We start from the raw sequence: 22,284 nt of genomic DNA on the forward strand, positions 1-22,284 counted from the left end.
TGGCGGGGCGCCACGCCGGTCTAACCGTTCGTCAGCGCCGGGGGCAGCCCCTGGCTGCGCGGCCGATCGTCCACCATCTTGCCGAAGACGATGAGCCTTCCCACGGCACTGTACTCGGGGGTGCAGGTGGTCATCGTGATGTAGCGGCCCGCCTGGGTGAACGGGGAGCCGTTGGGGATCGGGTTGAGCACCGCGACGTTGTGCGGCGAGGTCTGCGGGATGCCGCCTTCCACCTGGTAGGTGTAGTAGTCGGTCTGGGTCTCGACCACGATCATGTCGCCGGGGTGGAGTTCGGCGAGCCGGTTGAACGGCTGGCCGTGCGTGGTGCGGTGGCCGGCGACGGCGAAGTTGCCGCTCGCGTCGGAGGGCATCGCGGTCCCGGTGTAGTGGCCGACCAGGCCGTGGTCGAGCACCGTGGTGGTGTCGGTGCCCTCGGCGATCGGGTCGGTGAGGCCGATCTTGGGGATGTGGATGATCGCGAAGCCCTTGCCGGGGGCGAAGGTCGGCGCGGGTGCGGCGGACTGGCCGGCGGCGGGGGTCGTCGGGGTGACGGTGGGGTTGTTCCACTGCTGCTCGAGCTGGTTGCGGGTGCTGTTCGCGGAAGCGTCCGCCTGCACGTTGGTCCACCACAGCTGGTAGGCCACGAAGAGCAGCATCACCAGGCCGAAGGTGATGCACAGCTCGCCGACCGCGCGGGCGGCGAGCACCCGCTTGCGCTCCTTGGGACGCACCACGGGGCCGCGCCGACCGGTCGCCCGGCGCCGCCCGGTGCCGGAGCGCACCGAGACCTTGCCCTGCGCGCGGCGCGCGGCGGGCACCGGCACAGCGCCCGCGGCGCCGTCCGGGCTGACGGATATCGTGCGCAGCTGCAGCGTCTGGTCGGCCAGCCACGGGTAGGCGGGCTGCTCGTCCGGCTGCGCGGGGTCGTAGACGCCCCAGCCGTCCGGCTCCGCCGTGCCGGGGTGGCGGTCGCCGGCCGGCTCGCCGGGCCCGTTCGCGGCCGTCCGGTACCCGTCCGTGCCGTATCCGGCCGCGTCGTACTGCGGCGTCCCGTACCCGGGCGCCCCCTGCGCGGGCGGCCGGTATCCGCCCGGCTGCTGCCCGTAGCCCGGGTATGCCTGCTGGCGCCCCTCCGGACGCACCGCGGTCACGTTCTCAGCCCCGGCCGATCACCGGAGCGAGGCCCGCCGAACGGCCCACCGCCTCCGGGTCACCGCACTCGGCCAGCCAGTTGGCCAGCATCCGGTGCCCTCCCTCGGTGAGCACCGACTCGGGATGGAACTGCACGCCCTCGACGGGCAGTTCCCGGTGCCTCAGGCCCATGATGACACCGCTGGCGGTGCGGGCGGTGACCACCAGCTCGGCCGGCACGGTGGCCGGCTCGACGGCCAGCGAGTGGTAGCGGGTGGCGGTCATCGGCGAGGGCAGACCGGCGAACACCCCGCCGTCCTCGTGCTCGACCGGTGAGGTCTTGCCGTGCAGCAGTTCGGGCGCCCGGCCGACCACCGCGCCGTAGGCCACCGCGATCGACTGCAGGCCCAGGCAGACGCCGAACAGCGGCAGGCCGATCCCCGCGCAGTGCCGCACCATCTCGATGCACACACCGGCCTCCTCGGGCGCCCCCGGCCCCGGGGAGAGCAGGACCCCGTCGTAGCCGCCCGCGGCGGTGCGCCGCTCGGCCCGATCCACCGTCAGTTCGTCGTTGCGCACGACCTCGCAGGTCGCGCCCAGCTGGTAGAGGTACTGGACCAGGTTGAAGACGAAGCTGTCGTAGTTGTCCACCACGAGGATCCGCGGGGCGGTATCGGGCGAGGCCATGCGTGCTGTCTCCGGGTTCGTGCGGATCGGGCGAGAGGGTCGGCGCGGTGGCGGCGGCGCGGCCGTCAGCCGGAGCCGCCGTTGTTCACCGTGACGTCGCCGAAGGGGAGCAGCGGTTCCGCCCAGGGGAAGACGTATTGAAAAAGGACGTACACCGCCCCGAGGATCAGCAGGACCGAAATGATGGCTCGCGCCAGGGTGTTCCCCGGCAGGTGCCGCCAGATCCAGCCGTACATGGTGCTCCCTACGTGATGGGCAGTGGAAACAGAGTAGACCTCGAAGCTGTGCTCGACGGTGGCTGTTGCCGATCTACTGGGCGGTCGCCGCGTTCAGGTCGGTACTGCCGTTGTAGCCGGGCAGGCTCAGCTCGCTGTTCTCCTGCACCTTCCAGCCGAGCCCGTAGGCGGTGACGTACTGCAGGTAGTTGCGGATCGAGGGGTCCGCGTCGACGGCGGCCCGCAGGTCGCCGGTCCGGCCGACGGCCCTGATCACGTACGGCGGCGAGTAGACCCGGCCCTGCAGCAGCAGGGTGTTGCCCACGCAGCGCACGGCGCTGGTGGCGATCAGGCGCTGGTCCATCACCTGCACGCCGCTCGCGCCGCCCCGCCACAGCGCGTTGACCACGGCCTGGATGTCCTGCTGATGGATCACCAGGTCGTTGACGCCGGGCTCGGGCACCCCGGGGATCCTCGCGGTGGCGTCCGGCGGCGCGTCGTTGAGGGTGACGGTCAGGCCGGGACCCTGCAGCGGGTCCAGACCGACCTGCCCCTGCACGGCGCTCAGCCGGTCGGTGTCGGCCGGGCTGCCGCCCTGCTGCCTGGCGAGCTGGTCGGCGCGCTGCTGCAGGTCCGCGAGTTCCGACTGGGTCTGCCGGTTCTGGTCGCTGCGCTGCTGTATCACGTCGCTGAGCCGCAGCAGCGAGTCGTCGGTGCGCAGGTCGATGCCGTGCGCCGCGTGCGCGCTGACGTAGAAGAGCACTCCGGCGAGGGCGAAGATGCCGCAGGTCAGGACACGGCCGACAATTCGGGGCGAGCCGACCCGGTCCGCGGCCGGGTCCGGGGGAGGATCCCCGGAAATCGAGGAATTCGGCACCGTACCCTTATCTCCTTCCGACCCGGCGAGCCACTACGCTAACGGACGCCGGTGGCATGTGCGGAGCCTCAGCCGTACCAACCCGGTCCCCACAGCCGCCCCGCCCCGCTGCACCCCTGCGCGGTCTCACAGCGCATCGACAGGAGAGCCCCTCGTGCCGAAGTCTCGACTCCGCAAGAAGTCCGACTACACCCCGCCGGTCACCGCGACCGCCGTCAAGCTGAGCTCCGGGCGCAACTGGGTGGCCCCGGTGATGCTCGCGCTCTTCCTGATCGGGCTGGTCTGGATCGTCACCTACTACGTGACCAGCGGCAGCTACCCGGTCCAGGCCTGGGGCAACTGGAACATCCTGGTCGGCTTCGGCTTCATCGCCGCCGGCTTCGGTGTCTCCACGCAGTGGAAGTAGCCGCAGCCCGCTGAGCGCCCTTCCGGGACCGCCCCGCCGAACCCGGTGGGGCGGTCCGTCGTGCTGTCCGCACCCGCCCGGAGCCAGCGCCCGCAACGGCCCGGAGCTCTTCGCACCATCCGCTTATCCACACAGTTATCCACAGTGGGGAAAAGTCGACCAGCCCTGTGGATAACTTGGCGCCAGCCTCCTCGGCCGATTCGGCCGCCAGAGAGCGAAAAACTGCTCATACGGCAATGGATTCCGCACTGGGACACGCGTAGACCGGCATACGGAGCGCCGTCCGGCAGACACCCTGTGCGCAACCCGCCACCCGTTGTGGACAACCGAACAGCCGACCGCGCTACGCACAGGTGCCCGAGGACAGCGCGCGGTCACCCGGTCAGCCGGGCCGTCTCCACCAGCACCATCGCGAACGTGGCGGCCAGCATCAGCACCACCGTGCCGGCCTGCACCAGGTTCCGGTTGGCCCGCGGCGCGTGCATCATGCCGATCCCGGTCAGCACGCCCGCCACCAGACCGCCCACGTGCGCGCGCCAGTCGATCCCCGGCACCGAGAAGGTGATCACCAGGTTGAAGACGATCAGCGCGATCACCGGCCCCAGCGGCTGCCGGGCCGCCCGGAAGAGCACCGCGGTGGCGCCGAACACACCGAAGATCGCCCCGGAGGCGCCCAGCGAGGCCACGCCCGCCCCCGCGACCAGATAGACCAGCGCGCTGCCGGCCAGCCCGGAGACCAGGTAGAGCGCGGTGAACCGGAGCCGCCCGAGCACCCGCTCCACGGTCGGCCCCATCCACCACAGCGCCAGCATGTTGGAGCCCACGTGGAAGAGCTGGACGTGCAGGAAGGTGGCGGTCAGCAGCCGGTACCACTGGTCGGGCCCGGCGGCCACGCCGGAAGCCGCTCCGGTCTGCGGCGAGACGTAGCTGTACAGCTCCCACTGGTCGGCCAGCGACTTGTCCAGGTAGGCGGCCACCACGAAGACCGCCAGGTTGATCCCGATGAGGATCTTGGTGACCAGCGCGCCGTCCCCGGTGAGCCTGCCGCCGAACCGGGTGGTGGCCACCCGGGTGGGCTGCGCCGCGGCGCCGCTCACGCACTCGGGGCAGTGGAAGCCGACCGAGGCGTCGATCATGCACTGCGGGCAGATCGGGCGTCCGCAGCGCGAGCAGCTGACCCCGGTCTCCTGGTCGGAGTGGCGGTAGCAGCGCGGCAGGGTGTACGCGCCGGGCGCGGCCTCGTCCTGGACCATCCGGGTTCGTCCTCCTCATGAGCGATCCCGGTGCCGCTCCGCCTCGCGGAAGGTCACCGGGATCGTCAAGGCTACTGCCGCCGCGGCGGCGCCGACAGGACTTCAGCGGCGGGTGATCTCCACCGGCTCGAATCATCCCATGACCACTCCGGGCATCCCGGGGCCCCGCGGCCGCCGCAGCGTACGGACGGCCCAGCCCACCGCGCGGGCGGACAAATCGGCATGCATGATCTCGAATCAGCTGGATATGTGCTTAAAGGACGCCACCCAGGAGGAGGATCTCTGTGACCCGCTTGGACACCGCACGTGAGACGGCCGGCAAGACCCTGGACACGCTGGCGCCCTACGCCGCCACCGCCAAGGACACCGCGGCACACTACGCGGACGAGGCCCGAGCCCGGCTCGGACCGGCTCTGGAGGCGATCGGCCCACGCTTCGAGGCCGCCGCCGGGCAGGCCAGGACCGGCACCGTGCAGGCCGCGCACTCGGCCCGGGTCGGCTACGTGCGGCACGTGGCGCCCCATGTCGAGCACGCCTTCGCCGCGCTGCCGCCCAAGACCCAGGAGAGCACCCTGCGGGCCGTACACCGGGCCCAGGAGGCCGCGCTGGCCGCCAAGCACTCCGCCGACCGGGCCGCCACCCACGCCCGCGTCAGCACGCTGCCCAGACTGAACGAGGCCCTCGACGAAGCCCGGGCCACCGCCGGCCCCGTCGTGCAGGAGGCGCAGAACCGCGGCGTCGCCGCGCTCAGCGTGCTGCAGGGCCAGGTGAGCGCCGAGCAGGTCAGCAAGCTGGCCGCCCGCAACGCCCGCCGGGCCAAGTGCAACAAGGCGGCCACCTCGCTCGCGGTGGCCGGCACGGTGGCCATCGGCAGCGGCGTGCTGGTCTGGCACTGGTGGCGCAGGCGCAGCGAGCCGCAGTGGCTGATCGAGCCGCCCGAGGTCCAGGGCCCGCCGAACACCGTGCACCCCGCGAGCCGCGGCGCCACCGCCTCGAGCGCCCCGCTGAACGGCTCGGGTCCCGCCGGCGATGCCGACGATGCCACCGACAGCGCCGACCAGGATCGGCCGGCCCCGGGCACCCCGCACCCCGGTGACGACCACCCCAAGCCGCACGACCCGCGCAAGCCGCACTGACCACGGCCGGCCGCGCGACTCCGAAGAAGGCCGGGAACGCTGAGAACACCGAGAACGCCGATGGCCGACCTGGAGGAACCAGGTCGGCCATCGGCGTGTCGCGCTGTGGAGCTTAGGAGACTCGAACTCCTGACATCTGCCTTGCAAAGGCAGCGCTCTACCAACTGAGCTAAAGCCCCGTGACGGTGCACCGGACGCCGTCGGAGAACAGCGTACCGGGTCCGTCGGAAAATCTTGAGCGGGTATCCGACAAGCGCCGCGGGAGGCCCTGGGCGGACCTCCCGTCGTCCGCGCTACGGGTCAGCGGCCGGCCGGGATCGGGTCGGTGGCCTCGGTCCACAGGTCCTGCTCGGCGCGGTCGGCCTGAACCTGACGGTAGACAAAGAAGCCGCCGAGGGCGACCAGGGCGACCAGGAGGAGCTTCTTCACCGCGGGACCTCGTCCTTCTCAGCGTGTGGGCGGGCTCAGCAACCGGGACCCGAATCGGGCGGCCGGGGCTGCGAGTCCTCGGATGTGCACGTATGAACCGGCGGTCGGCTGGCCAAACCGCCCTGCGGCCGATGATACACACCCGTGTCCTGTCCGAGACCGGCCAGCAGCGGCTCAACCGGCGGACTCCGGCAACGGTTTGACGCCGTGCCGCAGGCCTCGGCCCGGCCGCCGCCCGGCCCCGGCCACCCGGCGGCTCAGCCGACCGGCTGCGGGCGCCCGAAGGCGACCGTCGCGTCGTCGTGGCGCTTGCCCCGGAACCGGCCGGGCGGATCGGCCGACTCGGCGGCCCGCACCGCCCGGACGGCCTCGGCCGGCCCCTGCTCGTCCAGCGTGTCGAGCAGCCGCCGCCAGGACCAGCCGTACCGCTCCACCAGCCGCGACACCCCGTCGGTGAGCACTGCGAAGCGGGCCACCCCATCGAGCCGGTGCGCGCCGCTCAGCGCCTGCTCGGCGGCCTCGGGGCGGGTGCTCGCCACCCAGAAGCCGCCCGGCGCGTTGCGCAGCCGGGCCACCGTCGCCAGGTCGTAGGCGGGCAGCCGGTCGACCCGGTCATCGAGCACCACCTCCAGCCGACCGTCCGTCAGTTCGACCAGCACCGGCGAGTCGGCGAGTACCAGGTGCTCCAGCCACGCGCCGCGCCGGCGCAGCAGGGCCACGGTGGCCGAGGGGCTGTCGGGGTGATCGAGGTCACAGCTGTCCACGTGCAGTGCCCGCACCCGCTCGATCGCCGCCGCCAGCACCTGGGGCAGGGTGAGCTCGGGTTCCTCCACCAGCAGTTGCCCCAACCTGGCACCCAGCCGCCGGGTGACCCAGGCCACGTCGTGTCGGCATCCCGTCCGGGGCGCGCTCCTGGTGGCCCCGTCCAGCACCACCACGAAGTCCTCGCCGGCCAGCACGAAGTCCTCGTTCGCCCGCCCACCGGGCGCCGCCACCGACACGTACCCGAGCTGCACCGGCCCGCTCCTCACCGTTGAAGCCGCCATCGCAGCCACCCTCGAAGCCACTGGCGGATCATCACCGTCGGATCAAGCCTGCCGGAAAACAGCAGCGCCCCGGATGGTGAACCATCCGGGGCGCTCTCGCAGGTGGGCCTAACAGGACTTGAACCTGTGGCCTCTTCCTTATCAGGGAAGCGCTCTAACCGTCTGAGCTATAGGCCCTTGCCGCACTGAAAGATTAGCGGACCGATGGCCGATCTCCCAAATCCATATCCCCGACCCCGTTCGGACGCGCGATCGCAACGTGCAGCTCAGGGGACCTGGACCGGTCGGCGCCGGGCTGCCCGGTGCGGATCAGCCACTGCTCGCGGGTGGCCGGCAGGTGGCTGGCGCCGACCGGAGTGGTGCGCACGGCGAGCACCTGGTTGACGCCGATCCGGTTCTCCTCGAAGGCGAGCGCGGAGGCGGCCATGTAGAGCCGCCAGACCCGGGCCCGGCCGCGGCCGACCAGGTGGACCGCCTGCGACCAGCCGGCCTCCAGGTTGGCCACCCACTCCCGCAGGGTCAGCGCGTAGTGCTCGCGCAGGGCCTCGACGTCGCGGACCTCGAAGCCGGCCTCCTCCAGCAGCGCGACCGTGTTGCCCACCGGGGCCAGCTCGCCGTCCGGGAAGACGTAGCGGTTGATGAACGGGCTGCTGGTGTAGGTCTCACCGGGCGCGGTGGGGCGGCGGGCGATCTGGTGGTTGAGCAGCCGGCCGCCGGGGACCAGCAGGTCGTACAGGCCCGCCGCGTAGACGCGGTACTGCTCGCTGCCGACGTGCTCGGCCATCCCGACGCTGGAGATCGCGTCGTAGGGGCCGTCAGGGATCTCCCGGTAGTCCTGCAGCCGGATCTCCACCTGCTCGGTCAGTCCGGCGGCGGCCACCCGCTCGCGGGCCAGCGCCACCTGCTCGGCCGAGATGCTCACCCCCACCGCGCTGACGCCGTAGTGCTGGGCCGCGTGCAGCACCAGCGAGCCCCAGCCGCAGCCGACGTCCAGCAGCCGCATGCCGGGGCGCAGACCGAGCTTGCGGCAGATCAGGTCGAGCTTGGCGAACTGGGCGTCCTCCAGGCTCTTGCCCTCGGGCGTCCAGTAGGCGCAGGAGTAGACCATCGAGCTGCCCAGCACCAGGCGGTAGAAGTCGTTGCCGACGTCGTAGTGGTGGCTGATCGCGGCCCGGTCCCGGCCCCGGCTGTGCAGCCGGCCCACCGGGCGGGCCTCCTCGGGCGGCAGCGCCGGGCGCGGGCCGAGCGCGCCGATCCTGGCCAGCACGGCGAGTGCCCGGCGGGCGGCGGGGCCGGTCAGCTCGCCGGGGCCCAGCCGCAGGGCGCGCAGCTCGGGGCGCTCGGCGAAGTGCGCCGCCTCGGACAGCACCCGGTAGAGGTCCTCGCCGGGGCCGAGCTCCAGGTCCCCGGAGACATAGGCCCGGGCCAGGCCCAGCTCGCCCGGCGCCCAGAGCAGGCGGCGCAGCGCGCGGCGGTTGCGCAGCAGCAGTACGGGGGCCTCCGGCGCCCCCGCCACGCTGCCGTCCCAGGTCTGCAGCCGGAACGGCAACTGGCTGCCGAGCAGCTCCTCCGCCGCGCCGACCAGCTGCGATGCGATCTGTGCCATCCGTGAACCTCCGCGCAACCGAGGGGAAGTCGCCGCGTGACGAACCGCCCACTGACCTGAACCGGTAGCCGTGCAGAACGCTTCAGCCAACCCAGCCGTGGACAACCGCCCTTCGAGGCACGCCGAAGGGACGGTGGCTGTCACCCGATTGACGCCGGACAACGAAGCGGACCCCTCCGATCCAACAACCGAAGGGGTCCGCGCATGCCGTTTTTCGCAAAACTGGTTCGTACTGTAGGACGTTTCTCCGAACGCCCCGCAGCGCCTGACCGCCCGCCTGGCGGGCGGTCAGTTCGCCTGCCACCTCATCAGTGGCGGGCGGCTCACTCCTCTTCGGCGAGGGTCAGCTCGATACCGCCGGTGAAGCCGGCCGCCGCGTTGTAGATGAACGAGGACAGCGTGCAGAGCGCGGTGAGCAGCACCACGTCCACCACTGCGATCAGCGCGGTGTAGGTGATCACCTTGCCGAAGCCGACGTAGTCCATGATGTTGATGCCGCCGCTGCTGCCGCCGGTGCCCGAGCCGGTGGCGTCCTTCAGCATGTTGCCCACCGAGCTGAAGACGCCGAGCGAGTCGAGCGTGGTCCACAGCACCGCGGCAGCCACGATCATGACGATGCCCAGCGCCAGCGACAGCAGGAAGCTGACCTTCATCACCGACCACGGGTCGGCCTTGATCACGCGCAGCCGCGCCCTGCGGGTGCGGCCCGCCACCCCGGACGGGGCGGCGGCGGGGGCGGCGGCGGCCGGAGCCGGCCGGCGCGGCGCACCGGCCGCCGGCGGGGCGCCGGCGTTGACCCGGGTACCGCGCGCCGGGGTCGGCTGCCCCTTGGTGTACGTCGTCGGCTGGGAGTAGCCGTTCGGGCCACCACCGCCCGGCGGTACCGGTGGCTGCGGCGGAGCCGGGTTGTACCCGCCGCCGGGGCCCACCGTGGACATCAGCGAGGTGGAGGCAGCCGGGTGCTCGGCCGGCGGCTGCGGTACACCTCCGTACGGCGCACCGCCCGGCGCGGCACCTCCCGCTGCACCCGTGGTCCCACTCACTCTGGATCCTCCCGCAGTTCCTCGCCGGTGCGCGCCTTACGCCCCGGTGGCCTCCACTGTGCGGCATCAAGCTGAGAAGCCCGAAACCGGGGCAGGCCGGTACTCCCACCACTCACGCGGAGTACCGGCTGCCCGATGTCCATCAGCCCAGGTCAGCGCCGTCAGACGGGGACGGTGCGGGGTTCGCCACACCGTCGGCCGCAGCCTGCGTGGCGTCGGAATCGCCCTCGAGCGCCAGGTCCTCGGCACTCTCGTCGTCCTCCGCCTCCGCGTTGCGGGCCATGCCCACCACCGCGTCGCGCTTTCCCAGGTTGATCAGTTGGACGCCCATGGTGTCACGTCCGGTTTCACGAACTCCGGAAACCCTGGTACGAATCACACCACCCGAGAGGGTGATCGCCATGATCTCGTCGGTCTCCTCGACCACCAGCGCCCCGACCAGCGAGCCGCGGCCCTCGACGATCTTCGCCGCCTTGGTGCCGAAACCGCCGCGGCCCTGGATCCGGTACTCGTCCACCGAGGTCCGCTTGGCGTAGCCGCCGTCGGTCGCGGTGAAGACGAAGGTGCCCGGACGGACCACGTTCATCGACAGCAGCTCGTCGTCCTCGCGGAAGGCCATGCCCTTCACGCCCGAGGTGGCCCGGCTCATCGGGCGCAGCGACTCGTCGGTGGCGGTGAAGCGGATCGACTGGGCCTTCTTGGAGACCAGCAGCAGGTCGTCCTCGGCGGAGACCAGCTCGGCGCCGATCAGCTCGTCGTCCCGACCGTTCTCGTCGGTGCGCAGGTTGATCGCGATCAGCCCGCCGGAGCGCGGCGAGTCGTAGTCCTTCAGGTGCGACTTCTTCACCAGACCCTCACGGGTGGCCAACACCAGGTACGGCTTGTCCTCATAGGTGCGCACCGCCATCACCTGGGTGATGTGCTCCTCCGGCTGGAAGGCCAGCAGGTTGGCCACGTGCTGGCCGCGGGCGTCGCGCCCGGCGTCCGGCAGCTCGTAGCCCTTGGCCCGGTACACCCGGCCCTTGTTGGTGAAGAAGAGGATCCAGTTGTGCGTGGTGGTCACGAAGAAGTGGTCGACGAGGTCGTCCTGCTTCAGCTGTGCGCCGCGCACGCCCTTGCCGCCGCGCTTCTGCGAGCGGTACAGGTCGCTGCGGGTGCGCTTGACGTAGCCGCCACGGGTGATCGTGACGACGATGTCCTCCTCCGCGATCAGGTCCTCCACCGACATGTCGCCGTCGAAGGGGATCAGCGTGGAGCGCCGCTCGTCGCCGTACTTCTCGACGATCGCGGTCAGCTCCTCGGAGATGATCTCGCGCTGGCGGGCCGGCGAGGCCAGGATCGCGTTGTACTCGTCGATCTTGCGCTGCAGCTCGTCGTGCTCGTCGGTGATCCGCTGGCGCTCCAGGGCGGCCAGCCGGCGCAGCTGCATCTCCAGGATCGCGTTGGCCTGCAGCTCGTCGATGGTGAGCAGGCTCATCAGGCCGCTGCGGGCGGCGTCCGCGCTGTCCGAGGCCCGGATCAGCGCGATCACCTCGTCGATCATGTCCAGCGCCTTGAGCAGCGCGCGCAGGATGTGCGCCCGCTCCTCGGCCTTGCGCAGCCGGAACCGGGTGCGCCGGACGATGACCTCGACCTGGTGGTTGACCCAGTGCCGGATGAAGGCGTCCAGCGAGAGCGTGCGCGGCACGCCGTCCACCAGGGCCAGCATGTTGGCGCCGAAGTTGGTCTGCAGGTCGGTGTGCTTGTAGAGGTTGTTCAGCACCACCTTGGCGACCGCGTCGCGCTTGAGCACGATCACCAGGCGCTGGCCGGTGCGCGAGGAGGACTCGTCGCGCACGTCCGCGATGCCGGCCACCCGGCCGTCCTTGACCAGGTCGGCGATCTTCAGCGCCAGGTTGTCCGGGTTCACCTGGTACGGCAGCTCGGTGATCACCAGGCACTGGCGGCCCTGGATCTCCTCGACCTCGACCACCGCGCGCATGGTGATCGAGCCGCGCCCGGTCCGGTACGCCTCCTCGATCCCGCGGCGGCCCACGATCAGCGCCCCGGTCGGGAAGTCCGGGCCCTTGATCCGGTCGATCAGGGCTTCCAGCAGCTCCTCGTTGGAGGACTCCGGGTGCTCCAGCGCCCACAGCGCACCGGAGGCCACCTCGCGCAGGTTGTGCGGCGGGATGTTGGTGGCCATGCCGACCGCGATGCCGGTGGCACCGTTGATCAGCAGGTTGGGGATGCGCGACGGCAGGACGGTCGGCTCCTGCGAGCGGCCGTCGTAGTTGGCGGCGAAGTCGACGGTCTCCTCGTCGATGTCGCGCATCATCTCCATGGCCAGCGGCATCATCTTGCACTCGGTGTAACGCATCGCCGCGGCCGGGTCGTTGCCGGGCGAACCGAAGTTGCCGTTGCCGTCCACCAGCGGCATCCGCAGCGACCAGGTCTGGGCCAGCCGCACCACGGTGTCGTAGATCGAGGTGTCGCCGTGCGGGTGGTAGTTACCCATCACGTCGCCGACCACGCGGGCGCACTTGTAGTAGCCCTTCTCGGGCCGGTAGCCGCCGTCGTACATCGCGTACAGCACCCGGCGGTGCACCGGCTTGAGGCCGTCGCGGACCTCGGGCAGCGCGCGGCTGACGATCACGCTCATCGCGTAGTCGAGGTAGGAGCGCTGCATCTCGGTCTCGAGCTCGATCGGCTCGACCCGGGAGACAAAAGTGTCGGTGGCGGTGCCTGCGTCCGGCTGCTCGCCGTCGGGACGGTTCTCGTCGACCACTGGTGGTCAGTTTCCTTTCACGCGTGACTGGAGTGCGATCTATCACGGTCGCTTGGTGAGCTGCTCCTGCGCTGCGGGCGGGTGCCGCTGTGCCGTTCGGCGTTTCTCGGCGACAACCCCACCCTCCACTGCGTCGCAGCTCAGTCGCTCAGAAGTGACTTCTCGTCACACGTCCAGGAAGCGGACGTCCTTGGCGTTGCGCTGGATGAAGGACCGGCGGGCCTCGACGTCCTCGCCCATCAGGACCGAGAAGAGGTCGTCGGCGCGGGCCGCGTCCTCCAGGGTGACCTGCATCAGCAGCCGGTGCGCGGCGTCCATGGTGGTGATCCGCAGCTCCTCGGCGTTCATCTCGCCCAGACCCTTGAAGCGCTGGATCGCGTCGTCCTTGGGCAGCCGGCGCCCGGCCGCCACGCCCGCCTCGATCACCGAGTCGCGCTCACGGTCGGAGTAGACGTAGTCGAAGTCGTCCTTGCCCCACTTGATCTTGTACAGCGGCGGCATCGCCAGGTACACGTAGCCGGCCTCGACCAGCGGGCGCATGAAGCGGAAGAGCAGGGTGAGCAGCAGGGTACGGATGTGCTGCCCGTCGACGTCGGCGTCGGCCATCAGGACGATCTTGTGATAGCGCAGCTTGGACTCGTCGTAGTCCTCCTGGATACCGCAGCCGAAGGCCGAGATCAGCGCCTGGACCTCGGTGTTCTGCAGCACCTTGTCGATCCGGGCCTTCTCGACGTTCAGGATCTTGCCGCGGATCGGCAGGATGGCCTGGGTGCGCGGGTCGCGGCCCTGCTTGGCCGAGCCGCCGGCCGAGTCACCCTCGACGATGAAGATCTCGCACTCGGCCGGGTCCTTGGACTGGCAGTCGCTCAGCTTGCCCGGCAGTGAGGCGCTCTCCAGCAGCCCCTTGCGGCGGGTCAGGTCGCGTGCCTTACGGGCCGCCATCCGGGCGGTGGCCGAGTTGATCGACTTGCGGATGATGTCCGCGGCCTCGGTCGGGTTGCGGTCCAGCCAGTCGTTCAGCTGCTCGTGCACCACCTTCTGGACGAAGGTCTTCGCCTCGGTGTTGCCCAGCTTGTCCTTGGTCTGGCCCTCGAACTGCGGCTCGCCCAGCTTGACCGAGATGATCGCGGTCAGGCCCTCGCGGATGTCCTCGCCGGAGAGGTTCTCGTCCTTCTCGCGCAGCAGCTTCTTCTCCCGCGCGTAGCGGTTGACCAGGCCGGTCAGCGCCGCGCGGAAGCCCTCCTCGTGGGTACCGCCGCCGTGCGTGTGGATGGTGTTGGCGAAGGAGTAGACCCCCTCGGTGTACGAGGTGTTCCACTGCATGGCGATCTCCACCGAGATCGTCTTGTCCTTGTCCTCCGCCTCGAAGTCGATCACCGAGGGGTGGATCACCTCACCCTTGCGGGAGTTGAGGTCCCGCACGAAGTCGGCGATGCCGCCCTCGTAGTGGTAGGTGACGGAGAGCGGCTTGCCCTCGTCGTCGGTGTGCTCGGGCCGCTCGTCGGTCAGCGAGATGGTCAGGCCCTTGTTGAGGAAGGCCATCTCCTTGAGCCGGCGGGAGAGCGTCTCGAACGAGTAGACGGTGGTCTCGAAGATGTCCGGGTCGGCCCAGAAGGTGACGCTGGTACCGGTCCGCTCGGTCGCCTCGTGCTGGACCAGCGGGGCGGTCGGGGCGCCCAGCTTGTAGTCCTGGGTCCAGCGGTGGCCGTCGGTGTGGATCTCGATCGCCAGCTTGGTGGAGAGCGCGTTCACCACCGAGACGCCGACGCCGTGCAGACCGCCGGAGACCGCGTAGCCGCCGCCGCCGAACTTGCCGCCCGCGTGCAGCACCGTGAGGACGACCTCGACGGCCGGCTTCTCCTGGCCGGGGACGATGCCCACCGGGATACCGCGGCCGTTGTCGACCACCCGGACGCCGCCGTCGGTCAGGATCGTCACGTCGATGGTGTCCGCGTGCCCGGCCATCGCCTCGTCGACGGAGTTGTCCACCACCTCTTGGACCAGGTGGTGCAGGCCGCGCTCACCGGTGGAACCGATGTACATGCCGGGGCGCTTGCGGACCGCGTCGAGGCCCTCGAGCACCTGGATGTTGCTGGCGGTGTAGGAGGTACCCGAGGACGGGTCGGTGGGGACGGGGGACTGGCTGGACTCGCCGGAATCGGCCACGAAGCGCCCTCTCTGGCACAGCACGGGCCGCATCCCCGCCCGGGTTCGGGCGAGCGTGCGACCACGGCGTTTCGACTCAGTTACCGCAAGCGGCAGTGTTTGACTCTCAGTCTACCGGTACCGCCGACAGAGATGGGCGTTTGGCAGGCCCTGAGGGCGGATTTGCCGCCCCGAATCCCCTCCGCACATGTCCCGATACTCGCCCCGGGGGCTCAGCGGCCTCACAGCGGCCGCCAGCGGTTCCGGAAGTATCCGCTCCGTCAAGGCCGGAACCGGGCGCCGTGTCACCCCCAGGTGTCGCGCGGACCCCGGCTGCCCGGCGCCCGCAGCCGGCCGTACCGGCGCTCCGGCGCGGACGGGCCGAGCACCCGGATCACCTTCACCGTGCCGTGCCCCAGCTCGTGGTTCAGACGGGCCACCAACTGCCTTGCCAGCAACCGCAACTGAGTCGCCCACGCGGTGGAGTCGCAACGCACCGTCAGGACCGCCTCGGCCTCCGCGAACTGTTCCGGGGTGCAGTGCGCGGCGATGTCGGGGCCGACGATCTGCGCCCACCGGCCCATCACCCCGCCGACCGCGGCCGGCGCCTCCCAACCACGCTCCGTGATCAAACGATTGAGCGCCGCCCCCAGCGGCACCGGATCCCGGCCGTCCGCCCTGGCCCCGCTGCGCAGCCCGTGCCGCTTCGCCTCACGCTTCTCGCGCACCTGCTCGCCCCGCTGGCGGGCCTGCTCCTTGGCCGCCCGCAGCGCGACCCGCGCCAGGTCGACACCGGAAAGCTCCGGATCGCTCATCTTCGTCCCCAGCCTGTGGACAGTCTTCTTGCCGCTCCGCCTCCCGGCGGACCATCCAGCGTACGACTCATGAGCCGATCCGGGTCACTTCCCCACCCGAGACCGCGTAGCGCGCTCCCGCGAGCGCCTTCGGGACGTCCTCCGGGACCGCCGCCGTCACCAGCACCTGCTCGCCACCGGCCACCAGCTCGGCCAGCTGCTCACGCCGCCGGGCGTCCAGCTCGGCGAAGACGTCGTCCAGGATCAGCACCGGCTCGCCACCGTCGGCGCGCAGCAGCTCGTAGGAGGCCAGCCGCAGCGCCAGCGCGAAGGACCAGGACTCGCCGTGGCTCGCGTACCCCTTGGCCGGCAGCGTGCCGAGCAGCAGCGACAGCTCGTCGCGGTGCGGCCCGACCAGCGTCAGCCCGCGCTCGGTCTCCTGCTTGCGCACCGCCCGCAGCGCCTCGAGGAGTTGCTGGTACGCCTCCTCCCGGCTGCCTGGCAGTCCGCCCTCGAAGGAGGAGCGGTACTCCAGGCGGGTCGGGCCGCCGCCCGGCGCCAACCGCTCGTACGCCTGCTCGACCAGCGGCCCGAGCGCGGCCACCAGCTGCAGCCGGAATGCCGTCAACTCCGCACCGGCCTGAGCCAGATGACCGTCCCAGACCTCCAGGGTGGACAGGTCGGCGCCCTTGCCACCGCCTGCCCGGCGGGCCATCGCCGCGGTCTTCAGCAGCGCGTTGCGCTGCTTCAGCACCCGCTCGTAGTCCGCGCGCACCCCCGCCAGCCGCGGCGCCCGGGCGGTCAGCAGCTCGTCCAGGAAGCGCCGGCGCTCCCCGGGATCGCCCTTCACCAGGGCCAGGTCCTCGGGGGCGAAGAGCACGGTGCGCAGCAGGCCCAGCACATCGCGCGGGCGCACGTTGTCCGAGCGGTTGATCCGGGCCCGGTTGGCCTTGCCGGGAGTGATCTCCAGCTCCACCAGCGTGGTCCTGGACCGGTCCACGATGGAGCCGCGGACCACCGCCCGCTCCGCGCCCTGGCGCACCAGCGGGGCGTCGGTGGCCACCCGGTGGCTGCCGAGGGTGGACAGGTAGCCGATCGCCTCGACCAGGTTGGTCTTGCCCTGCCCGTTGGGCCCCAGGAACGCGTTCACGCCCGGATCGAGGGGCACCTCGACCCGGGCGTAGGAGCGGAAATCGGCGAGCGACAGATGCGCGACGTGCATGGGTGTGGACTGCGCTCGCCTTCCGGGGCTTGCTGGGACTACTGAACTACCGTGACTGCCTTGATTATTTGGACTACTTGGACTACTTGGACTCGACCGCGTGGCCGCCGAACTGGTTGCGCAGCGCCGCAATCATCTTCATCTGCGGGGAGTCGTCCTGGCGCGAGGCGAAGCGGGCGAAGAGCGAGGCGGTGATGGTCGGCAGCGGCACCGCGTTGTCGATCGCGGCCTCCACCGTCCAGCGGCCCTCGCCGGAGTCCGCCGCGTAACCCCGCAGCTTGTCCAGGTGCTCGTCGCCGTCCAGCGCGCGCACCGCCAGGTCGAGCAGCCAGGACTTGATCACGGTGCCCTCCTGCCAGCTGCGGAAGACCTCGCGCACGTCGGTGACCTCGTCGACGGCCTCGAGCAGCTCCCAGCCCTCGGCGAAGGCCTGCATCATCGCGTACTCGATGCCGTTGTGGACCATCTTGGCGAAGTGACCGGCACCGACCTTGCCGGCGTGCACCGAGCCGAACTCGCCCTCGGGCTTGAGCGCGTCGAAGATCGGCTGGACCTTCAGGACGTGCTCGGCGCCACCGCCGTACATCAGCGCGTAGCCGTTCTGCAGACCCCAGACCCCACCGGAGACGCCGCAGTCCACGAAGCCGATGCCCTTGGCGGCCAGCAGCTCGGCGTGCGCGATGTCGTCGGTCCAGCGCGAGTTGCCGCCGTCCACCACCACGTCGCCGGGGGCGAGCAGGTCGGACAGTTCCTCGATGGTCGCCTGGGTCGCGGCACCGGCGGGGACCATCACCCAGACCACACGCGGGCCCTGGAGCTTGTCGACCAGTTCCGGGAGGCTCGCGACGTCGGCGAGGTCGGGGTTGCGGTCGTAACCGATGACGGTGTGGCCGGCGAGGCGGATGCGCTCGCGCATGTTGCCGCCCATCTTGCCGAGACCGATGAGGCCGAGCTCCATGACAAGTCCTTACCTGGGATGTCGTGCCTGACGGCGGCGCCGTTGCCGCGACACAAGAGCCTACGCCGCAGGGTGTCCACAGACTGTGCATCGTCTGTGGACACCCGTCACGTCGTCAGGTCATACCGGGCTCAGCCGGACAGGCGGACCGGCATGATCAGGTACTGGTAGGCCTCGTCGACCTCGGCGTCCAGTGCGGCCTTGCCCTTGAGCAGGGCCGGCTTGGTCGCGGTGGTGAAGCAGAGGTTGGCGAAGGGGGAGTCGATGGCCTTGAGGCCCTCCTCCAGGTAGCCGGGGTTGAAGGCGATCGAGATGTCGTCGCCCTCCAGGTCCGCCTCGATCCGCTCGGTGGCCTGCGCGTCGTCGCCCGACCCGGCCTCCAGGGTCAGCACGCCCTGCTCGAAGCTGAGCCGCACCGGGGTGTTGCGCTCGGCGACCAGCGAGACGCGCTTGAGCGCCTCCAGGAAGGGCTGGGTCTGCACCGAGGCCTCGGCGCTGAACTCGGTCGGGAAGAGGCTGCGGAACTTCGGGAACTCGCCCTCCAGCAGGCGGGTGGTGGTGCGCCGCCCGGCCCCCTCGAAGCCGATCAGGCCCTCGCCCGCGCCGCCCGAGGAGAGCGCGATCGAGACGGTGTCGCCGCTGCCCAGCGACTTGGCGATGTCCTGCAGGGTGCGGGCGGGGACCAGCGCGACCGCCGAGATGTCCGGCTGCTCCGGCTTCCACAGCAGGTCGCGAACGGCGAACCGGTAGCGGTCGGTGGCGGCCAGGGTGATCCGGTCACCCTCGATCTCGACCCGGACGCCGGTGAGCACCGGCAGCGTGTCGTCACGGCCCGCGGCCACCGCGGCCTGGCTGACGGCCGAGGCGAAGACCTCGCCGGAGACCGTGCCGGTGGCGGTGGGCATCTGGGGCAGTGCCGGGTACTCGTCCACCGGCAGGGTGGGCAGCGTGAAGCGCGAGCTGCCGCAGACCACGCTGACCCGCTGGCCGTCGGTGGAGATCTCCACCGGCCGGTTGGGCAGGTTGCGGGCGATGTCGTTGAGCAGCCGGCCGGAGACCAGCACGGTGCCGGCCTCCTCGACGTCCGCCTCCAGCTCGACCCGGGCCGAGACCTCGTAGTCGAAGCCGGACAGTGCCAGGCTGCCGTCCTGGGCGGTCAGCAGCAGGCCGGCCAGCACCGGCACCGGCGGCCGCGCCGGGAGGCTGCGAGCAGCCCAGGCCACCGCCTCCGCGAGGACGTCACGCTCCACCCGGAACTTCACCGGTCACCGCCTCCTGGGTCTGCAGTCGATATGCAGCTCTTGATCGTCTTCTGGCATCTGGCGGGCACCGGGACCGCGGGCCGAGCCCACTGTGGCTCCAGGTGCCGAAGGACAGTCTGACGTACTCCGCCGACAGTCGGGGCAGACGGGCGGAAGCAAGCCGAACGGATGTCGGGATCGGCTTGTCCACAGATTTCGGCGCACCCCGCTGTTGAGCGATTCCAGGGGTCTCTAGGTGTAGTGGTAGTAGTAGGGCCTGTGGATACCGTGGATAACCCCGTTTCCGCAGGTCAGCCCCACTTTTTTGTCCACACAGGGTGTGGACGGGACCAGTGGATAACCAGGCGTCGCTGTGGACAGCGGAGCGTTACTCACAGCCCACCGAGCGTATCCACAGGTTTTCCCCAGCGCCGTCCCCAGATTCTCGCAGGGTTATCCACGAGCCCCGGTCAACTTCTCGTGACGGCTTTCACACCAGCCGATGAACAGGGCCCGTCCGTTGTCGAACAGTGGATAGAGCTGTGGAGAAGCTGGGGATAATCGGCCTTCCCCTGGGGACAGCCGGTGGACAACTTTCCGGACGGGCTGACGGGCCGCCAACTGTCCACATGCTGTGGATAACTGTTGTGCACAAGTCCACAGGCGGCTGACCTGCGGCGAAGAGCGTAGCGGCGAGGCAGCTGTGGAGGAATTCGGGATAACTCGGCGATCCCCATGCTGTGGACGGGGCAGGACACCCGCCGCTGTGGACAACGCCTGCTCAGGCCCGCACTGTTCGAATTGATGCTCAGATGTGCGAGAAGGCCTGGGGCTTGGCGGATCGTCAGTCGCTGGACCGAGCCTTCCCCGGCCGATCCGACTTCACACCACCTCGGACATGCCGAAGGGGCCGGTAGCGACGCGGAACGTCGCGACCGGCCCCTCAGCAGGCCTGGCAGCCTTAGCTCTTGATGCGGTTGGTCAGCTCGGTGACCTGGTTGTAGAGCGAGCGCCGCTCGGCCATCAGGGAGCGGATCTTGCGGTCCGCGTGCATCACCGTGGTGTGGTCACGGCCGCCGAACTGGGCGCCGATCTTGGGCAGTGAGAGGTCGGTGAGCTCGCGGCAGAGGTACATGGCGATCTGACGGGCCGTCGCCAGCACCCGGCTGCGCGAGGAGCCGCACAGGTCCTCCACGGTGAGCCCGAAGTAGGCGGCCGTCTGCTGCATGATGACCTGCGCCGTGATCTCCGGCCCCGCGTCCTCGTCGCCGCCCGGGATCAGGTCCTTGAGCACGATGCCGGCCAGTTCCAGATCGACCGGCGAGCGGTTCAGGTTGGCGAAGGCCGTCACCCGGATCAGCGCGCCCTCCAGCTCCCGGATGTTCCGGGTGATCCGGGAGGCGATGAACTCCAGTACGTCGGCAGGGGCGTTGAGCCGTTCCTGGATCGCCTTCTTGCGCAGGATCGCGATCCGGGTCTCCAGCTCGGGCGGGGTGACGTCGGTGATCAGCCCCCACTCGAAGCGGTTGCGCAGCCGGTCCTCCAGGGTGATCAGCTGCTTGGGCGGCCGGTCCGAGGAGAGGACGATCTGCTTGTTCGCGTTGTGCAGGGTGTTGAAGGTGTGGAAGAACTCCTCCTGGGTCGACTCCTTGCTCGCCAGGAACTGGATGTCGTCGACCAGCAGGATGTCCATGTCCCGGTAGCGCTTGCGGAACGCGTCCGCCTTGCCGTCCCGGATCGAGTTGATGAACTCGTTGGTGAACTCCTCCGAGCTCACGTACCGCACCCGGGTACCGGGGAAGAGGCTGCGCGAGTAGTGGCCGATGGCGTGCAGCAGGTGCGTCTTGCCCAGCCCGGACTCGCCGTAGATGAAGAGCGGGTTGTAGGCCTTGGCCGGCGCCTCGGCCACCGCCACCGCCGCCGCGTGCGCGAAGCGGTTGCTGGCGCCGATCACGAAGGTGTCGAAGAGGTACTTGGGGTTGAGCCGGGCGGCCGGTTCGTCCTTGCGCGAGCTGTCCGCCGAGGGGGCGCCGGGCGGGGCGGGCACGCCCGGTACCGGGGTGCGGTCGGTGACCCGCTCCGGCAGCGCCGGGGCCGTGGGCCGCTCCGGTTCACCGGACGGCGAGCCGGCCGACTGACCCGGCGGGCCGGGCAGGTCCTGGCCGGCCCGACCCGCCGGGCGGATGGCCGGCGGCAGGTCGCGGCGGACGGGCGGGCCGGGGCGGGTGCCGCGCGAGCGCTGCTCCTCACCGGTGGAGTCGTACGCGCCGCCGAACAGGTCGCCCTGGGACGGCTCGCCCCCGGGGCCGGGGCCGCCGACGGACGGCTGCGGCCGGTTCTCCCCCTCGCGGCTCTCCCAGTCGCGGTAGCCGCGCTCCTGGTAGGGCTGCGGCGGGCCGGCGGGGTAGCCCGAGGCCGGGTACCCGCCGTAGTTCGGCTGCTGCTGAGGGTAGGACTGCTCCTGCTGGTAGCCGTCGTACGAGGGCTCCGGGTAGGAGTAGCCGTTCTCGTAGTGCTGCTCGCGGTAGCCCGGGGCCGGGTAGTCGTGCGCCGGGCGGGGCGCACCGGGCCAACCCTGCTGGGGCTGCTGCGGCTCGGCGGGGGCCGCCGGCTCGGGCTCGGGCTCCGCCAGCTGCGGGGGCGCGGGCACCGGGGTGGGCGGCACGGCGTTGGCGTCCACCATCACGGCGATCCGCACCGGGCGGCCGAACTGCTGGCTCAGCCCGTCGGTCAGCTGCGGCAGCAGCCGCCCCTCCAGCACCTGCTTCGCCCACTCGTTCGGGGCGGCCAGCAGCGCGGTGTCGTGCATCATCCACATCGGCTGGGTGCGCTGCACCCACAATTTGTCCTTGTCACCGACCGAGGTGTCGTTGACCAGCCGCTCGACGACCTTCGCCCAGGCCGGGACGAGGTCGCTGTTGACATCAGCCACTGGTGCACGCTTTCTCGTTCCCCTGGAAGGAGGGGGATGGTCCTGGTCAGGATCGGTGGGGCGGGCCGGCTCGGGACGGAGCACTCGGCGGGGAGCTAGAGAGGGACGAACAAAACCAGACAAGTCCTGCAACGGTAGTCAGCGGGCAGACCTGATTCAAGTTGTTGTCCACAGGCTGTGAACATCCTGCCGATCGGAAGCCGGTTTGACCCTCGGGTGCCGTCCCGCGTACCGTAACCAGGTCGAGTTGTCGATGGCCGCTGCCGCATGTCCGCGGGTCCGCCCCGCTTCCAGAAGGCGCGCAGCACGGGCGCCGTGGATTGCCTGGAACCCAGCAGACCTGGGGATTCGGGCCGGATTTCCCAGGTATGAAGGGGAGATCACGCGGCCGCACGG

Annotated in this window: 18 protein-coding genes and 2 tRNA genes; 2 read left to right on the forward strand and 18 right to left on the reverse strand. The window is 70.6% G+C overall.

Annotation, left to right across the window (positions count from 1 at the left end):
* Positions 1–20: 20 nt before the first annotated feature.
* The 4 genes from OG403_RS19105 to OG403_RS19120 all read right to left on the reverse strand — a co-directional run bounded on the left by OG403_RS19105 (position 21) and on the right by OG403_RS19120 (position 2,910).
* Positions 21–1,151 (reverse strand): class E sortase, encoded by a 1,131-nt coding sequence (locus OG403_RS19105; RefSeq protein ID WP_329566001.1) that lies wholly within the window; start codon positions 1,149–1,151, stop codon positions 21–23.
* A 4-nt stretch (positions 1,152–1,155) separates the two neighbouring features.
* Positions 1,156–1,818 (reverse strand): aminodeoxychorismate/anthranilate synthase component II, encoded by a 663-nt coding sequence (locus OG403_RS19110; protein ID WP_329566002.1) that lies wholly within the window; start codon positions 1,816–1,818, stop codon positions 1,156–1,158.
* A gap of 65 nt (positions 1,819–1,883) precedes the next feature.
* Positions 1,884–2,054 (reverse strand): hypothetical protein, encoded by a 171-nt coding sequence (locus OG403_RS19115; RefSeq protein ID WP_329566004.1) that lies wholly within the window; start codon positions 2,052–2,054, stop codon positions 1,884–1,886.
* A gap of 73 nt (positions 2,055–2,127) precedes the next feature.
* The gene (locus tag OG403_RS19120; RefSeq protein ID WP_442910937.1) at positions 2,128–2,910 is read right to left on the reverse strand and encodes a DUF881 domain-containing protein; all 783 of its coding nucleotides are present in this window, start codon (positions 2,908–2,910) and stop codon (positions 2,128–2,130) included.
* Between the two features lie 154 nt (positions 2,911–3,064).
* On the opposite strand from OG403_RS19120, the gene crgA reads away from it, so the two are divergent.
* The gene (gene crgA, locus OG403_RS19125; RefSeq protein WP_329566006.1) at positions 3,065–3,316 is read left to right on the forward strand and encodes a cell division protein CrgA; all 252 of its coding nucleotides are present in this window, start codon (positions 3,065–3,067) and stop codon (positions 3,314–3,316) included.
* Positions 3,317–3,690: 374 nt separating this feature from the next.
* Here the strand turns inward: crgA and OG403_RS19130 are convergent, their stop codons facing one another.
* A complete protein-coding gene (locus tag OG403_RS19130; RefSeq protein ID WP_329566007.1) occupies positions 3,691–4,569 on the reverse strand; it encodes a rhomboid family intramembrane serine protease in 879 nt (292 codons plus the stop codon).
* Positions 4,570–4,853: 284 nt separating this feature from the next.
* Between OG403_RS19130 and OG403_RS19135 the strand changes: the two genes are divergently transcribed.
* Entirely contained in the window at positions 4,854–5,705 is an 852-nt protein-coding gene (locus OG403_RS19135) for a DUF5324 family protein (RefSeq protein WP_329566009.1), read from the forward strand.
* Between the two features lie 106 nt (positions 5,706–5,811).
* On the opposite strand, the gene OG403_RS19140 is transcribed toward OG403_RS19135, so the two are convergent.
* The 13 genes from OG403_RS19140 to dnaA all read right to left on the reverse strand — a co-directional run bounded on the left by OG403_RS19140 (position 5,812) and on the right by dnaA (position 21,888).
* Positions 5,812–5,884 (reverse strand) — tRNA-Ala (locus tag OG403_RS19140).
* A 121-nt stretch (positions 5,885–6,005) separates the two neighbouring features.
* On the reverse strand, positions 6,006–6,134 hold the full coding sequence (locus OG403_RS19145; RefSeq protein WP_211786189.1) for a DLW-39 family protein: 129 nt from the start codon (positions 6,132–6,134) through the stop codon (positions 6,006–6,008).
* 257 nt (positions 6,135–6,391) lie between these two features.
* The gene (locus OG403_RS19150; protein WP_329566012.1) at positions 6,392–7,150 is read right to left on the reverse strand and encodes a protein phosphatase 2C domain-containing protein; all 759 of its coding nucleotides are present in this window, start codon (positions 7,148–7,150) and stop codon (positions 6,392–6,394) included.
* A 133-nt stretch (positions 7,151–7,283) separates the two neighbouring features.
* Positions 7,284–7,357: transfer RNA gene (locus OG403_RS19155), tRNA-Ile, on the reverse strand.
* Positions 7,358–7,373: 16 nt separating this feature from the next.
* Entirely contained in the window at positions 7,374–8,786 is a 1,413-nt protein-coding gene (locus tag OG403_RS19160; RefSeq protein ID WP_329566014.1) for a cyclopropane-fatty-acyl-phospholipid synthase family protein, read from the reverse strand.
* A gap of 323 nt (positions 8,787–9,109) precedes the next feature.
* Positions 9,110–9,829: a DUF3566 domain-containing protein gene (locus tag OG403_RS19165; RefSeq protein WP_329566016.1), complete on the reverse strand. Its 720-nt coding sequence runs from the start codon at positions 9,827–9,829 to the stop codon at positions 9,110–9,112.
* A gap of 142 nt (positions 9,830–9,971) precedes the next feature.
* The gene (gyrA, locus tag OG403_RS19170) at positions 9,972–12,596 is read right to left on the reverse strand and encodes a DNA gyrase subunit A (RefSeq protein ID WP_329566018.1); all 2,625 of its coding nucleotides are present in this window, start codon (positions 12,594–12,596) and stop codon (positions 9,972–9,974) included.
* 165 nt (positions 12,597–12,761) lie between these two features.
* Complete coding sequence (gene gyrB, locus OG403_RS19175; RefSeq protein WP_329566020.1) at positions 12,762–14,786, reverse strand: DNA topoisomerase (ATP-hydrolyzing) subunit B; 2,025 nt, start codon at positions 14,784–14,786, stop codon at positions 12,762–12,764.
* A gap of 260 nt (positions 14,787–15,046) precedes the next feature.
* Positions 15,047–15,556: a DUF721 domain-containing protein gene (locus tag OG403_RS19180; protein WP_329566022.1), complete on the reverse strand. Its 510-nt coding sequence runs from the start codon at positions 15,554–15,556 to the stop codon at positions 15,047–15,049.
* 67 nt (positions 15,557–15,623) lie between these two features.
* The gene (gene recF, locus OG403_RS19185) at positions 15,624–16,757 is read right to left on the reverse strand and encodes a DNA replication/repair protein RecF (protein ID WP_329566024.1); all 1,134 of its coding nucleotides are present in this window, start codon (positions 16,755–16,757) and stop codon (positions 15,624–15,626) included.
* Between the two features lie 82 nt (positions 16,758–16,839).
* Complete coding sequence (gene gnd, locus OG403_RS19190; protein ID WP_329566026.1) at positions 16,840–17,715, reverse strand: phosphogluconate dehydrogenase (NAD(+)-dependent, decarboxylating); 876 nt, start codon at positions 17,713–17,715, stop codon at positions 16,840–16,842.
* 131 nt (positions 17,716–17,846) lie between these two features.
* Complete coding sequence (dnaN, locus tag OG403_RS19195; RefSeq protein ID WP_329566028.1) at positions 17,847–18,977, reverse strand: DNA polymerase III subunit beta; 1,131 nt, start codon at positions 18,975–18,977, stop codon at positions 17,847–17,849.
* A 940-nt stretch (positions 18,978–19,917) separates the two neighbouring features.
* Positions 19,918–21,888: a chromosomal replication initiator protein DnaA gene (gene dnaA / locus OG403_RS19200; protein WP_329566032.1), complete on the reverse strand. Its 1,971-nt coding sequence runs from the start codon at positions 21,886–21,888 to the stop codon at positions 19,918–19,920.
* Positions 21,889–22,284: the final 396 nt, after the last annotated feature.

Source organism: Kitasatospora sp. NBC_01266, assembly GCF_036242395.1.
Classification (GTDB): Bacteria; Actinomycetota; Actinomycetes; order Streptomycetales; family Streptomycetaceae; genus Kitasatospora.